Origin of the sequence: Paenibacillus amylolyticus (assembly GCF_050990605.1) — a bacterium.
Taxonomy (GTDB): domain Bacteria; phylum Bacillota; class Bacilli; order Paenibacillales; family Paenibacillaceae; genus Paenibacillus; species Paenibacillus amylolyticus_H.
Map to the genome: position 1 here is coordinate 5,816,234 of NZ_CP158832.1, position 15,968 is coordinate 5,832,201.

General features: G+C 46.5%; 13 protein-coding genes. 1 reads left to right on the forward strand and 12 read right to left on the reverse strand.

Annotated features, from left to right (window positions below; translation table 11 throughout):
* Positions 1–2: 2 nt before the first annotated feature.
* The 8 genes from ABTV53_RS25600 to ABTV53_RS25635 all read right to left on the reverse strand — a co-directional run bounded on the left by ABTV53_RS25600 (position 3) and on the right by ABTV53_RS25635 (position 10,609).
* Positions 3–572, reverse strand: coding sequence for a DUF6470 family protein (locus tag ABTV53_RS25600; protein ID WP_433747810.1), 570 nt, complete (start codon positions 570–572; stop codon positions 3–5).
* A gap of 15 nt (positions 573–587) precedes the next feature.
* Positions 588–1,508 carry a flagellar hook-associated protein FlgL gene (flgL, locus tag ABTV53_RS25605; RefSeq protein WP_433747812.1) on the reverse strand — a complete coding sequence of 307 codons (921 nt, stop codon included), beginning with the start codon at positions 1,506–1,508 and terminating at the stop codon, positions 588–590.
* A 20-nt stretch (positions 1,509–1,528) separates the two neighbouring features.
* The gene (gene flgK, locus ABTV53_RS25610; RefSeq protein ID WP_433747814.1) at positions 1,529–3,085 is read right to left on the reverse strand and encodes a flagellar hook-associated protein FlgK; all 1,557 of its coding nucleotides are present in this window, start codon (positions 3,083–3,085) and stop codon (positions 1,529–1,531) included.
* Between the two features lie 19 nt (positions 3,086–3,104).
* Positions 3,105–3,608 carry a flagellar protein FlgN gene (locus ABTV53_RS25615; protein WP_222215826.1) on the reverse strand — a complete coding sequence of 168 codons (504 nt, stop codon included), beginning with the start codon at positions 3,606–3,608 and terminating at the stop codon, positions 3,105–3,107.
* An 11-nt stretch (positions 3,609–3,619) separates the two neighbouring features.
* A complete protein-coding gene (gene flgM, locus ABTV53_RS25620; protein ID WP_433747817.1) occupies positions 3,620–3,904 on the reverse strand; it encodes a flagellar biosynthesis anti-sigma factor FlgM in 285 nt (94 codons plus the stop codon).
* Between the two features lie 174 nt (positions 3,905–4,078).
* Entirely contained in the window at positions 4,079–4,486 is a 408-nt protein-coding gene (locus ABTV53_RS25625; protein WP_433747819.1) for a TIGR03826 family flagellar region protein, read from the reverse strand.
* A gap of 150 nt (positions 4,487–4,636) precedes the next feature.
* The gene (locus ABTV53_RS25630) at positions 4,637–9,631 is read right to left on the reverse strand and encodes a fibronectin type III domain-containing protein (RefSeq protein ID WP_433747822.1); all 4,995 of its coding nucleotides are present in this window, start codon (positions 9,629–9,631) and stop codon (positions 4,637–4,639) included.
* 315 nt (positions 9,632–9,946) lie between these two features.
* On the reverse strand, positions 9,947–10,609 hold the full coding sequence (locus ABTV53_RS25635; RefSeq protein WP_433747825.1) for a ComF family protein: 663 nt from the start codon (positions 10,607–10,609) through the stop codon (positions 9,947–9,949).
* Here ABTV53_RS25635 and ABTV53_RS25640 point away from each other — a divergent pair, their 5' ends adjacent.
* Positions 10,610–10,933: a hypothetical protein gene (locus tag ABTV53_RS25640; protein ID WP_433747828.1), complete on the forward strand. Its 324-nt coding sequence runs from the start codon at positions 10,610–10,612 to the stop codon at positions 10,931–10,933.
* A gap of 32 nt (positions 10,934–10,965) precedes the next feature.
* Here ABTV53_RS25640 and ABTV53_RS25645 read toward each other — a convergent pair whose 3' ends face one another.
* The 4 genes from ABTV53_RS25645 to ABTV53_RS25660 form a co-directional block, all read right to left on the reverse strand.
* Positions 10,966–12,855 (reverse strand): helicase-related protein, encoded by a 1,890-nt coding sequence (locus ABTV53_RS25645; protein ID WP_433747831.1) that lies wholly within the window; start codon positions 12,853–12,855, stop codon positions 10,966–10,968.
* A gap of 445 nt (positions 12,856–13,300) precedes the next feature.
* Positions 13,301–13,711: a hypothetical protein gene (locus tag ABTV53_RS25650; RefSeq protein WP_433747834.1), complete on the reverse strand. Its 411-nt coding sequence runs from the start codon at positions 13,709–13,711 to the stop codon at positions 13,301–13,303.
* Positions 13,712–14,034: 323 nt separating this feature from the next.
* Entirely contained in the window at positions 14,035–14,757 is a 723-nt protein-coding gene (locus ABTV53_RS25655; protein WP_026081439.1) for a response regulator transcription factor, read from the reverse strand.
* Positions 14,758–14,764: 7 nt separating this feature from the next.
* A complete protein-coding gene (locus ABTV53_RS25660; protein ID WP_074092506.1) occupies positions 14,765–15,925 on the reverse strand; it encodes a sensor histidine kinase in 1,161 nt (386 codons plus the stop codon).
* Positions 15,926–15,968 lie beyond the last annotated feature (43 nt).

Genomic DNA, 15,968 nt, shown 5'->3' on the forward strand with positions numbered 1-15,968 from the left:
CTTTATAGTCCTATATCTATAGCAGGTGGAGTAAACTGTATAGAAGCATACTGCTTAACGTAAATGTCCAACTTACCTCGTTGATATTCAATCTCCGGCCTGTTCACTATGACGTTTAAATTGGATACAGCCGACTCAAAGCGAACGTCTGGAGCCCTAGTCTCAATTCTTATATCAACATTGTCATAAGATGCTGGTGCTCTAGTCTCTGGAAAAGGTTTTGACTGCCAATTTGTACCAACAATATTCGCTATCGTATTACCCGGCCTATGAATGGCAGCTAATTGATTTCCTTGCTCAACTCGCTCAGCCATATTTCGCAAAAATTGCTGCTGAAATCCTGAGTATATCCTAGAATTCATTTCAAACATACTACCACCATTATACGCCGCAAATGCTTTACTTTGATCCACATCTAGTTTAATCGGATGACTCTCCACTATGAATTTAGCAGGTGTCGTGCTCATTTGAAGCTCAGCCTTAGGCTGGCGAATGGATTGTTGACCTAGATCAGCATCAATATGCAACACAGTAGGTGTTGTTTTAATTTGAACGATGGGAAGGGTCCTCAAATGTAACCACTCCCTTTATCTCAAGAAGTCCACCAAAGATGGAGAAATGATCTTAGCTCCTGTTGATAAAGAAGCATTGTATATATTCTCCTGAATCTTTGACTTTATTGACAGTTCAGCATAGTCCGCATCTTCCACTTTAGCTTGCAGTTCACTGAGATTGACACCAAGGTCATCCAAACGTCCCATCATAAGCTCAACACGATTGGTCTTGGCACCGATCTCAGAACGAATTGCTAACACTTTGTCTGTACGACTGTCTATGTTATCAAGTTGATTGGACAACTCTTGCTGATCACCATCCGTCAGCGCCTGCATAATGGTGTTCAAAATAACAAAAAGGTTGTCAGGTTCTGTTGAATCACCAAACACTTCATTCCCCGTAGTATTAATGGGTAATTGCACACTTTCTCCAACAATAAAATTGATTTTACCTTTATCTGTGACAATCGCATCTGCATTTGTTGTGTCAAGTGTCCCATCTGCATTTCTGGGAAAATCATATGGTTTGATATCATAAGTCTCTCCGTTAAAAATATATTTACCGTTGAGCTTACTATTTGAAATATCTATAAGTTGCTCCTTAAGTTGCTTCACTTCCTCATTAATACTATCGAGAGCAGACTGCGGATTTGTTCCGGTAGAAGCTTGTACCGTCAACTCTCTTAACCGTTGGACAACACTTCCTGCCTGATCCAGAACAGTATCATTAAAATCTAGCCAGGAGATGGTACTATCCACATTTTTCTGATACTGCTCATTTGACGATAATTCTGCACGATATCGAAGGGAGTAAGTAATCCCTACAGGGTCATCCGAAGGTTTATTAATTTTTCGTCCTGTAGCAAGTTGCGTCTGAGTATTGTTCATTTGTTGAGCATTTCGATTAAGGTTCATTATCAACTGTGAACTGAGCATATTATTCGTAATTCTCATGATCTTCTATTCCCCTTTTACTATCTACCCACAACACCAGTAGAATTGATCAATTTATCTAACAATTGGTCAAATGTGGTCATAAACCGGGCGGACGCACTATAAGCATGCTGAAATTTAATCATGTTAGCCATTTCCTCATCTAAAGATACGCCGCTAACGGATTGACGCCGAGTATCGACCTGTTCTACGAGAAACTCTGAATTGGAAGTCTGACGCGCCGCTTCCTGAGATTGAACACCCAACTGACCAACGATAGCACTGAACTGAGCACCAATGGGTGCATTACGCAAACCATCAGCTGACTTCATCGGTGTATCTTTAAGATTGGCAAGCAGATTCGCCAGCGTATTATTTCCTTTGATTACCGTTTCTGTTCCCGAAGAATCGGTAGTTGTGCGCAAAGAGGTTGCAATCTTATTTGGATCGGCTAGAATCGCCGCATTTAATGAAATATTTCCTGCTGTGATTGCTGTCCCACCACCAGATGCCGTGAAGAAAGGTAAACCCGGTGACGAAGTTCCGTCCATGCTGTATCCGAGTTGATGCAATCCATTCAGACCTTTGACTGTAACCTTCAGATCCGTTGCCAGTGTCCGTGCTGCACCTGTGTATGTAACTCCATCCAGTACAGTATTATCCGGCAAGACAGAACCCGCAGGAAGGGTGATCTCAATATTCCCATTGGCAAGTGTATTAGCTAAGTCGTCCATTTGCTTCTGATAATCAGTCACCAAAGTGTCTCTGGACTTAATCATGCCGTGGACCTCGCCGTTGGTGAGCGTGCCTGCTGTATATGCAGCATTCAGAAAAGCAGGATCAACCGCAACTTGTACCGCACCGCCTGTGACGAGTGCCTGTCCATTCATCTGAACCTGGTATCCTTGCGGAGAATCCGTAACTGTAACGTTCATTATTTTAGACAGTTTATCCGTCATCAGATCACGTTGGTCACGTAAATCGTTGGCGTTGTCGCCAAGAGACTCGACTTTTACAATAGCACTATTAAGGTTCGCAATATTACCAAGGTAGCCCTGAATTTCATTGCTTTTCACAGCAATGTTACTGTCCAAATCCTGACTGAGCGCATCCAGTTGTCGACTGATCTGGTTCATCGCGTCTGTTAGCGCCAGAGTTGTTTCTTTAACGATTCGACGTGCTGTGACATCTTCAGGATTCTTACTCAGGTCCGACCATGATTTGTAAAAATTATCCATAACTGTTCTGAATCCAGTGTTTGATGGTTCGTTTACAATAGCTTCAAGTTTCTCAAGTGTATCTCGTTGAATGGACCAACTCCCGAAGTTGGTATTCTCATTGCGATACTGATCATCCAGAAATTTCTCACGCACACGTGTAATGGAGTTAAATTCTACACCTGTACCGAGCTGTCCTGGTGTTGTGCTATGCAGAAATGCAAATGGTTCCATTGGAATGGATGCCTGCATGTTTACCTTTTGGCGTGAGTACCCTTCCGTGTTGGCATTGGCTACGTTATGGCCTGTTGTGCTAAGAGCTGTCGTCTGTGTGAACAAACTGCGTTTAGCCGTTTCGATTGAATGAAATGTAGATGTCACCTGGTTTCCCCCTAATTAATCAGGCACGCGTGTCAAACAGACCGATTCGCCCTGGATTACCGTTCTTATCAGCAGGATGCTGATATGTGGCATCCTGTTCTGGCCGAGAAGCGAAGATGTCCATTGAGAGATCAATAAACATCAAGGATTGCTCGATCAGCATTTGGTTCAATTGATTAATTTCTTTTAACTCCTGCAGTGTTCCCGCCAGCTTCTTCTGGACTTCAAGCAATCGCAGTTTGTCAGCCGGATCAAAAATCAGTTTCGAGATCTCAGTAATATTCAGGTTCAGCATGGACTTGATGCCTCGCTCCTGTAGCAGTTCGTGAACTGCGCTCTGCCGCTCAATCTCCAATGGCTCCTGTTGTTTCATGAAACGGGATTCTTTGTTCAGAACGGCAATGAGTTCATCCACATCGTTTTTGACAATGACCTGTCTCTTGACCTCGCTGAGTGCCAGCATATCGCGGTGACTTTGTTCCATTTGCTGCAAAACTGCAATTAATCTGTCCAGTGCTGCCATTACGTGATCACCTATTCCTTATCAAAAGACTTAAAATACGGCAGCAGCTTGTCAGCAAGCTTGCTACTGTCTACCTGATACGTTCCCGCACTGACCTGTTCTTTCAGTTCCTGTATCCGCTGAATGCGTCCTGCATCCTGTGTACGACTTTGTTCCTCAAGCATTTTCATCGCCTCCGGAGAAATGGATACTTCGTCCTTACGGCGGCTTTTCTTGGCATCAGCCTGCTGATTGGATTCAACGTTCCTCTGATATGAATTGATGGCGCCAATTCTACTCGGTTCATTGATTTTCATTTAACTTGCACTTCCTTCCAAATAAGGTTTTTAACGACGATATACGTTTTTCTTACTTTATCTTTATGCTCTAAAAATAATTAGGATAATTAAAAAAACCGATAATCTTTAATAAGTTTATCGGTACGTTTCAAAACATTTGTTATAGCAAAACATGTATTTGAGCCCTCGCTCCTATGAATCGCGTAGTTTGTCGACAGCATTGTAGGTTCGTCCGCCTACATTGTTGTTATCCTTCTGACCTACTTCACGAGCTGCTCCTGCCAAGTCTTTCGTCAAGCGATTACGGCAAGAGTCACACATATGACCTTCACGAATCAATGTTCCGCATACTTCACAAGGATACATCATATTTGGGGCGTTCTCGATGGAAATTCGTCCCTCACGGATGAACTTGGTGATGTTTTTAATTGAAACTTCTGTTGCATCGGATAGCTCCTGTATGTTGGTGCCCTTGTTTTCGCGCAAATAATCTACACAGATCTGATATTCCTGCTCTATTTCCTTGATACAATTCGAGCATACATCCCGAAAATTCAACGCATATAATTTACCACAGCGAGGACAATTACCTAGATTCATCGCTAAAACGCCCCTCTCAAACTTCCATTTCCGAATAGATAATAACTATACATTACCTTATTTTCTCTGATGAATCCATAGTCTATTTGTAAAACAAAAGAGGGGCGAAGGATGCACATATACGCAACCCTGCTCCCCAATTTTATATTCCTAATTCAATGTTCTAATACTTAGTACAGAAGACCATACACTTGTGTTCTGATCGTTGAATGCGCGAATGCGATATTTATGCAAGCTGGACGGTGACAGGTCAGAATGAATAAATGTTGCATCACTGACAGTCGCCACAATTTGCCCATCGGCTTCAATTTCGTAAGACGAGGCTCCCGCTACGGCGTCCCACGTCAGAATAACGTTTGTTCTGTCCGAAGTTCCCTTCAGCACAGGTGTAGTTAATTGAGTCATTCCCGTTATAATCTCACTCCAAGCTCCCACACCAGAAGCATTTTTGGCACGAATACGAAATGTATGCTCCGTATTTGGTGCAAGTCCGCTCTTCGTATAAGCAACTCCACTCACGGCAACCACCGTACCATCAATCTCCAGATCATACCCTGTAGCTCCAGTTACAGCAATCCATCTCAACGCGATAGCCGCTGTTGTTGCAGAGTTAATACTCAAACCGGAGACACTGGCAGGTAACGTAGTTTGCGACAATATTGCTGTCCATGCACTCACATTGGTGTCGGTCAGGGCACGAACACGGTATTTATGAATTGTGCCACCAAGTACTCCATTATGGACATACGAGAGATTACTCACAGTAGCAACTACTATGCCATCTGCCTCAATCTCATATTTTGTTGCACCCGCAACTTCATTCCATGTCAGCGTAACTGAAGTTTCTTCAGGTACAGCTTTCAGTGTTGTTGGTACATTTAATTGGGTAGAGGCGATTACGATCTCACTCCAACTCCCGATGCCGGAAGCATTCTTCGCACGAATGCGGAATGTATGATCTGTATTGGCTAGAAGACCACTTTTCGTATAAGCAGCTCCACTCACAGAAATCACAACACCGTCAATTTCCAAATCGTAAGCGGTAGCACCTGTAACAGGGCTCCATTTCATTGAAATAGCAACAGGTGTAGCGGTATTTAACATGAGACCGTTAACTGTAGCAGGAATGGTACTCTGCGTCAGTACTGCTGTCCATGCACTGGTGTTAGTGTCTGTTAGGGCACGAAGACGGTATTTATGAACCGTTCCTGGCAACAATGCTGTATGACTATAACTTGGTTCATTTACTGTTGCAACAACTGCACCATCCGCTTCAACCTCATACTTGGTCGCATCTGCCACCTCAGCCCAAGTCAGGTTGATTACTGTTTCTTCGGATGTTGCTTTCAATACTGGTGTATTTAATAACGTTGTTCCACTGATTAGGTCGCTCCATGCCCCTGCACCAGCAGCATTCTTTGAGCGAATACGGAAGGTGTGATCTGTGTTTGATCCAAGACCACTCTTGGTATAGGCTACTCCCGTTACGGGGACAACGGTTCCATCGATCTCCAGATCATATCCTGTTGCTCCCGTCACTGCTGTCCACTTCAATGCAATGGCTACATTCGTAGCCGAGCTAACAGATAATCCTGTAACTGAAGCGGGTATCGTGCTCTGCGTCAGAATTGCTGTCCACGCACTCGTATTGGTATCCGTCAACGCACGAACGCGATACTTGTGCGCCGTTCCTGGCAACAATGATGTATGGCTGTAGTTAAGTTCTTCTAACGTTGCCACTACTGCTCCGTCCGCTTCAATCTCATACTTCGTTGCGTCTGCTACTTCAGCCCACGTAAGGTTGACTTTAGTTTCTTCCGATGCTGCTTTTAGAACAGGTGTATTTAGAAGTGTATTACTATTGATGAGTTCGCTCCACACTCCTACACCAGCGGCATTCTTCGAACGAATACGGAAAGTATGATCTGTGTTGGCTACAAGACCACTCTTTGTATAGGCTACTCCCGTTACGGGGACAACGGTTCCATCGATCTCCAGATCATATCCTGTTGCTCCCGTCACTGCTGTCCACTTCAATGCAATGGCTACATTCGTAACCGAGCTAACTGTTAATCCTGTAACGGAGGCAGGGATGGTGCTCTGCGTCAGAATTGCTGTCCACGCACTCGTATTGGTATCCGTCAACGCACGAACGCGATACTTGTGCGCCGTTCCTGGCAACAATGATGTATGGCTGTAGTTAAGTTCTTCTAACGTTGCCACTACTGCTCCGTCCGCTTCAATCTCATACTTCGTTGCATCTGCTACATCAGCCCACGTGAGGTTGATTGCAGTTTCTTCCGATGCTGCTTTCAAAACTGGTGTGTTCAAAAACGTCGTTCCACTGATCAGATCGCTCCATGCGCCAGTGCCAGCTGCATTCTTCGAACGAATACGGAAGGTATGATCTGTGTTCGCTGTAAGACCACTCTTCGTGTAAGCTACTCCCGTTACGGGGACAATGATTCCATCGATTTCCAGATCATATCCCGTTGCTCCCGTCACTGCTGTCCACTTTAATGCAATGGCCGCATTCGTCGCTGAGTTAACAGTTAAGCCTGTAACTGAAGCAGGGATAGTGCTCTGCGTCAGGATTGCTGTCCACGCACTCGTGTTAGTATCCGTCAAGGCACGAATACGATACTTATGGGCCGTTCCTGGGAGCAACGCTGCATGGCTATAACTTGGTTCATCTACCGTTGCCACTACTACTCCATCCGCTTCAACCTCATACTTGGTCGCATCTGCCACATCTGCCCATGTCAGATTGATTACTGTTTCTTCGGATGTTGCTTTTAATTCTGGTGTGTTTAATAACGTTGTTCCACTGATCAGATCGCTCCATGCGCCTACTCCTGCGGCATTCTTCGAACGAATGCGGAAAGTATGGTCTGTGTTGGCACCAAGACCACTCTTCGTATAAGCTACTCCCGATACCGGGACTACGGTACCATCAATCTCCAGATCGTATCCTGTCGCTCCGGTTACGGCCGTCCATTTCAATGCAATGGCCACGCTCGTAGCCGAGTTAACTGTTAATCCTGTAACGGATGCAGGGATAGTGCTCTGCGTCAGGATTGCTGTCCACGCACTGGTGTTAGTATCCGTCAAAGCACGAATACGATATTTATGGGCTGTTCCTGGAAGCAGTGTTGTATGGGTGAAGCTAGGTTCCCCTACTGTTGCTACTACTGCTCCGTCAGCCTCAATCTCATACTTCGTTGCATCTGCTACATCAGCCCACGTCAGGTTGATTGCAGTTTCTTCCGATGCTGCTTTCAAAACTGGTGTGTTCAAAAGCGTCGTTCCACTGATCAGATCGCTCCATGCGCCTACTCCTGCGGCATTCTTCGAACGAATGCGGAAAGTATGGTCTGTGTTGGCACCAAGACCACTCTTCGTATACGCTGCACCCGTTACAGGAATAACCGTACCATCGATCGCCAGATCATACCCTGTCGCTCCAGATACGGTCGTCCATTTCAAAGTGACGGCTGCGTTGGTTGCTGCACTGACCACTAATCCATTAACAGCATCAGGCAACGTATTTTGTGATTTTACAGCTGACCAAGCACTGGTGTTGTTGTCACTTATGGCACGCACACGATATTTATGTGCTGTTCCAGGTTTGAGCCCCGTATGTGTATAGATTGAATCCTGTATATCTCCAACAACAACGCCGTCAGCCTCAACTTCATATGCTGTAGCACCATCGATTGGTGACCAGATGAGGACCACTTCTTCTTGCGAAGGGTTGGATTGGATGACAGGTGTGCTCATCTGAGTGATTCCAGTCATTTCTTCACTCCAGCTTCCTGCACCACCCGCATTTTTAGGTCTAATTCTAAATGTGTACTCTGTGTTAGCTGCAAGTCCTGTTTTGCTATATGTGGTTCCAGTTACAGCAACAACAGTTCCATCAATCTCCAAATCATATCCTGTAGCACCTTTTACAGCTGTCCAAGCCACTGTCAATTTATTAAATGTTGCATCCGTAACCTTTAACCCGTCTGCTCGATCAGGTACCGTTAACTGACTCACCAATTTACTCCACGCACTCTCATTATTAACTGAGAAGGCTTTTAGTACATAGGTATGTGAAGAATTTGCTTCAAGCCCTTCATGTATATAGGAAGTTACATTTCCTAATTCCATTGGCGTGCCGCCATCAATCTGTAACTGGTAACGATCTGCGAATTCAACCGCCTCCCACAGAATTGTGTTTTTGTTTTGTTCCGGGATGACTTTAAGAACGGGCTTTTCAAGTAGAGTTGTTACCACAAACGGCTCACTCCACTCACCAGCTCCCAACTGGTTAACTCCGCGGACTCTATAGGTGTATGTAGTGTTCGGTGCAGATGAGGAGTTCGTATAATTAATCCCATAGAATGGTCCTTTAACTACACCATTCTCTTCAATCTCATATTGAACAGCCTGTTTCGCTGCAGTCCAGTTCAGTTGAACAGTCACATCACTTGCCGTAGCGCTCAAATTAACCGGAGCAGCTGGAACTGTAGTGATTGGCGGGTTCGTGCCGGTTTCCTTTACAAAGCTGAATGATTCTGCTTTTCGTGTGTAATATGGATTAAGATCGGATACAAAATCAACTACAACTCCTGTATCGGCATTGATTACCAAGCTAAGTTGCGTTGCTTCATGGCGTTGTACATATCTGGGTGTTTCGTAGCCGAATACATCCTCATGAGATATATTCCACCCACCCACATTGGTTCCAGATTGGCTGAATTCCATTACTGTGTAATAATGCCAGATCTCTGAAAAGTCGATCAGAATTGCATTGTTCACTTTTCCTGCATAGGTAGATGTGTATGAGCCAAAGGATGCATTAGTCATATTCCCAACTGTCCCCAGAACTGACTGCCTTCTTGAAAACGAATATCCCGTTGCAGAAAAACTGTATTCTCTTACCCAGCTCAAATCAATCGGTTTCTGATTTACGTTCAGTCGTCCATTTTGTACTGATAATACGTAACGATAATCATAACTACTGGATACAACTCCACTACTCGTTGCGGCATGCGCCCGGTTCCCCCCGTATACGCCAAATTGTCCGAATACCAGCATGAATACTAGTAGACGGACAGTCCATAAGTAAAATCCGTTTTTTCTTTTACCTGCGACCACTTTTGTTCTCCCCTTCAAAAGATATGTTGTGCCACTCCCTATGCTGTCACCTCTATGAACGGCAAAACTATCTATTCTGCGCGAGAAAACCAATTCCTCTTTTTTACATGTAAAAAATTTCTTATTACGATTTCACTTATAATTTCATCAAAAAATTATATTTCACACGATAAACATGGAAAGGGAATACACACATATGTACCAACGATTAATAAAAGAACATATTTTCCTGTCTACTATTAATCATAAAGTATAGATCATCACCTAAAGTGACTGAAGGATGCTGGGCAATCATACACTATTCGGAATTCATTTCTAGGATCTTGCCAGTGTCAACGTGTAAATCTCAACCGGAATTCCCATGGTAAAACCAGCATTTAAGATAACCTGCCCACAAGCATCCAAGGTACTGCCTGTTGTGTATATGTCATCGATCAGCAGGATCTGTAGGGGTTTGACATGTGACATGCTCATTTGTGTTGGTAGGTGAAATGCCCTGTATAGCTCTTCAATTGAATACATGCCATCCGGGTGGATGGAAAAAGCGTTCTTCATCGTTTCGATACGCTCACCGCGTGATTTGAAACTTTGTTTGGTGGTGTTGATCCGGCGCTGCAACAGATCAACGATGGGGAGGCGGAAGACGGTGGCGAGCCCAGCAGCCAGCTGCTCCGCCTGATTGAAGCCGCGCTCGGCCAGGCGCTCCCCGCTCACCGGAACATAGGTGACCGCGTCTGGCCGCCATTGCGGCTTCGGTTGTTGAGCAGATGGGGCGGGATAAGCCACGGGGGCAGGGTGTTCTTTTGCCAAAGCAGAATTCTGTTCCTCGCTCATCGCCTGAAAGGCTTGAATCAACAACGCGGTTAAGAGCGGCGCGTATCTTTCGTGGCCTCTGAATTTGTACATGCCTATCCATTCTTTCATAAGAGGGTTGTACTGTACGGCGCTGCGGTTGAGGATAAAAGAACGGTTTTGCATGTGTGGACGAGAACAGTCCGGGCAGCCTACGCCCCGACCACAACGCAGACAGCGGATGGAACGAATCCATGGAATCTGCTTCACACAACGTGGGCATATACCCGGATAGAGCGAGGAAAGGACCGCCCGAGTGCCACATGTCAGACAAGTCGCTCCCGGTGGGGCGAGAAGATGATGGAGGCGCTGGGTAAGGTGCTGCGCGTGATCGGCGATGTTGCTGAGCCAGTTAAACATAATGGTGTAAACCTCCTCCAATCTGGTCTGGGGAATCTAATGATATGTACGGAAATGTACGCTGTGTGTAATTTGAAATATGGATGCTAATTCATATATTTTAGGAAAAAAACAATTAACAATTATTTCTGTGATGGCGGATGCAGGTAGCCTTTGCGACGAGCGATGGTATTCATTTTCCGAATCTGGGCAACGGCCTTCACCTGAGAACGTGTCCGACGAGACGATGCAAAAACCACTCTACCCGCCGGATCATCCATGGAACGCCCTGCTCTGCCCGCCATCTGAACTAGCGATGCCTCATCAAAAAGTCCATTGTCTGCATCCAATATAAAGACATCACTGCGCGGAATGGTCACGCCACGCTCCAGAATGGTGGTGGTTACGAGCAGACGAATCGTGCGTTCACGAAAGGCTGTAACTTTGCTAGCGCGATCAGGGTCCTGAGATGAAGTTCCTTCGATATGGATTCCGGGAAAAGTACGACGCATTAGATTCACAAACGCCTCAATCTGGGCAATGCGTGTTACAAAGACAAATACCTGAGCGTCACGCTTCAATGAAATTTGGATGTTAGTCCTCAAGGCAGAAGGAAAATTTCGTTTCTTAATAGATTCAGCAACGGTAACCATTTTGATCAATCTTGGCACAGGCAACGGATGACGGTGGAAACGTACTGGAACTTTCGCATGAGTGAGTTTGCCCTGTGCTGCTTCCCTCTGTAGCCGAGCTGGCGGTGTGGCAGACAGATAGACGAAGTTGCCCTCCGGTTTACAGGAGGATGCCGCCGCATGAGCGAGCATGGGATCGTTGTGATAAGGGAACGCATCCAGTTCGTCGATGATAACGAGATCGAATCCCTGATAAAAACGCATCAGTTGATGTGTGGTCGCGAGCGTGAGCTGAGCATCTTTCCAGCGTTCCTCACTGCCGCCGTATAGGGTAGCGAGTGAGGTGTCGGGAAATGCTTTGGCCAGACGCGGAGCCAATTCCAGTACCACATCCCTGCGCGGCGTAGCGACCAGTGCTCGTCCGCCGCGATCCAGTGTATGTTGGAGCAGGGGGAAAATCATTTCGGTCTTGCCGGCCCCGGTCACGGCCCACAGCAAGAACCGTCCCGGCCCATCCCCTGCGGGTGGCCGAGCCAAAAACGCAAGCGCCGCGGCAGCTGCCGCGCTCTGCGCTGCGCTAAGTCCCCACCGGGCGAGCCCGCCGCCGGTGGGGACCATGGCCGTGCCACGCGGTGCTTCGCCGCGTCGTGGCACGGCCCTTGGCGCTGCACTGCGTAGCAGCAGCGCACAAGCACGGCTGCGCCCCAGCGCGAGGCAAGCCTCGCAGTAGGCGCACGCCGCCAGGCCGCAGGCAGCGCAGGGCACGCGCTGCCTGGCTTCGCTGCCACAACGGTGGCAGCGGGGCGCGCTCCGCGCGCGTCCAAGCCACGCGTGCCGACGGCGCGTGGCAGGCCCTTCGAGGGCGGCTGTGATACTCAGCCGTCCGTGCAAGCGCGCGAGCTGCGCAGCCGCGCGCCACTCCCTTGGCGGCTGGGCGGTATCCGCCAGCAACGCCTCCGCTTCGGCCGCCAGCAATTGGCGGCCGCTGATCCGCTCAGCCAGCAGGGCCGCGTCCCGCTCCAGCTGAGCCCACTGCCCGGCGGGATATGGCTCTGGCATCCCGCCTACCAACGCAACTCTCACAGCGGCACTCCCCGCTGTGCCCGCTATACCTTTTCTCGCCTCAACTTCCCCTGAGGCCAGTTCATACACATCCAGCTTCCGTGCAAGATAACTCTGCCATTCACGCTGGCCCCACTGATCCATGCCTCGCTCCATCTCAAAATGTTCAACCAACCAGGATGCCTGACTTAACGGCATTGCCTTATCTAACAACAACCAGCGCAGCACATGTCGCCCACTTCCTCCCTCGAGCCACCAGGCCACATCCACTCGAATATCGAGGGACAAGATCATACTCCACCCTTCTCCTACACGGCACACATATAAAGCAACTTTCATTTACGCTCCTCCCCCATCCTAATTTAATCCGAACGCAAAAAAAGCACATGCCAACCCGGCTGTTCGCCGGCGCATGTGCTTCATGTCCATATTCCATTTTCTTATGATCAATCTACTTATCACTATACCAATTGAGTCTCTACATCACAAGGTTAGCCACGCATTATACAATTCTTCTAATAACCAGAATCTTTCTATAAAATGGCGAAACTTTTTCCAATCTGAATCGTCTATACTTTTAAATTAAGAGTTCTGACTTCGAAAATCTTATTTTCATGATCAAGAATTCCTCAAACCCAGGCAATAACCATAGATTGCATAAAAACCCATTTTTAATTTAAAAGCAGACTTGGCTACAATTACAAAAAAAGACTACAGCTTCTGCTGTAATCTTTTCACTGTAGATCTGCGAAATTTTATTCCCATTTCCCGTTCACATGATGATTTATTGCTCTGACTCACGCAAATCAATCAGTCGAAACGAGTGATCGGTCTGTGCTACCCGTTCAATATCAGCAGGGACAGCAGACAGATACGATGTCTCCAGGCCTTGCCTTTGCATAAGCTTTTCAATAATCGTAATCGTTTCCGCTTCTGTACGATCCGCAACAACGGTTAATCTGAAGCTCTTACCACGGTATAACAATTCCCGGCAAAGTTCTCTTACAATGCCTTCGATCCGCCCTGCCTGATTGGAAGGGATGAGCAGAATCTGCTCGAAACCTTCAGATTCCGGACGGGAAAGATGGCGCTGGTGCATGGCATGAACGGCCATTGCCGCCAGGAAGTATATGAGCAGAATCATAGTCAGATGAGCAACCATGGCAACTGCACCTCCTCGGAAGGTCATGCTCACCCATGGCGAACATCCCTGTATACCACAGTATATGCCGTACTTCCTGAAGGGTTACACTTGCATTTCCTATCACTCATATTCCACGCTGATCGACACCGGACGAAGAAAGACAGGCCAGGTCATTCATTCACGCCTAAGCTTGAACATATGTTCCGCATAACCTTACGCTTTGATCATTTGCAGTGATAAAGTCCATTAACCCGCAGACCAATCCAGCTTTCTGGAAAGGGCGCGAGTGAACACCAATCTATACTTCGTCAAGGTTGAATCAACCAATGGACTGACTTACCGTAAGAATACTGCTTTACGAGTAACATAAGGTATTAGAGCGTAACCCAACCATACTTGATCGAGTTGATAACAGCTTGTGTACGGTCATCCACTTCCATCTTCTGCAGAATACTGCTGACATGGTTTTTTACTGTTTTTTCACTGATGAACAGGAATTCACCAATCATTTTGTTGCTCTTACCTTCTGCCATTAAGCGAAGCACTTCAGCCTCACGACGTGTGAGCGGGTTATTGTCACCAGCGACAAATTTAACGCCCGCTTCCTTCGAAGCTCCTTCACTCATCGCCCCTGTTTCATTAAGATACGTCATACGACGCAGCTGCATGATCAGTTTGCCTGTCACTTTCGGATGGATGAACGCATGTCCTTCATGCACGGAACGAATCGCATTGATTAGAGACTCGGCCTCCATATCCTTCAGCAAGTATCCGTTAGCCCCTTTACGAAGCGTCTCAAATACATAACTTTCATCATCATGAATGGACAGGATAATCACTTTGACATCAGGGAACAGCTCACGCAATTTCTCCGTTGCTTCAACCCCATTTTCAATCGGCATGTTAATATCCATCAATACGATATCCGGTTTATCCTGATTGCAGAATTCGAGCACTTGAATACCATCGCCGCATTCGCCGATGACCTCAATGTCGTCCTCCATATTTAAAATGCGTTTCAGTCCCTCACGGAACAGCTGATGATCATCAGCCAAAAGAACTTTAATCGATGCTTTACCAGTATCACGGTTTTCCATCATCCTGCTACTCCTTTCCCTTATCCACGTTTGTCGGGATATGAATCACTATTTTGGTTCCTTGATTTTCTCCGGATTCAATCTCTATTCTTCCTTCTAACAGTTCAACCCGTTCTCTCATCCCAATCAGACCGAAGTGGGTATGATCCTTGCTTTTCTTCGCAAGAAGCTCCGGTTTGAACCCAAGCCCATTGTCCTGAACGACAATTTTGACGAGCTGAGCCTGATATGTAATTTCCACTACAACATAAGTGGGATAAGCATGCTTTGCAGCATTCGACAGACCTTCCTGCACAAGGCGGTAGATCGCAGCCTCCATTGCAGAAGATAAACGGTGTTCTTTACCTCTTGTTTCAAAAAGCGACCGGATTTTCGTTTTTACTTCAAAATCCTGCACGTACTTCCGAAGCGTCGGAATTAGTCCCAGATCATCCAGTGCCATAGGACGCAAATTGAAAATAACTTTTCTCATTTCTTCAAGACTGGAACGAACCTGGCCTTTCAAATCTACTATTTCGGCCTGGACCATCTTAAAATCCTGCTTAATGAGCATTCTTTCTACAATTTCCGTCCTAAGCACTAGATTTGCGAGCATCTGCGCCGGCCCGTCATGAATCTCACGAGCAATACGTTTCCGCTCTTCTTCCTGGGCCAAAATTATTTTCAAACCAATCATTTGTCGATTTTTGGCTGATTCGATGATCCGGGTCACTTGACCCAGTTCACCTGACAGGTATTCGAGTACAACACCCATCTGCGAACCGATGGTCTCGGCACGCTCTACAGAAGCTTCCACATTTTTGGCACGCTTCTGCAGATCATCCCGGCGAGCCTTCAGATACATTTCCTTCTCACGATAAATCATCAGATCCAGCTGCAGCTGTGTTGCTTTCTCGTACGCCTGCTTGATATCATGCTCGGAATAACGGACAAAGTCGCGGCTAACCTCCGTCAGCCGGATCCGGGAACGGCGGTAGTTCAGCTCCAATTGATCTACTTTCTCGATCGTTTCCGCCGTCTCCTTCAGTACCGACTTCAACTCCTCGTTGAGTGTTTTCAGCTCATCGCGAGTTGCGTCCATAATTTCGAACATTTGATATTTGCTGTTTTCCATGACTTGTATGGCGTTTTTAATGACGCGGTCTATGGCATCGGCTTGTAAATCCACGTTTGTTCGACTCCATTTCTATCGTTTCCGGTATATATCATAC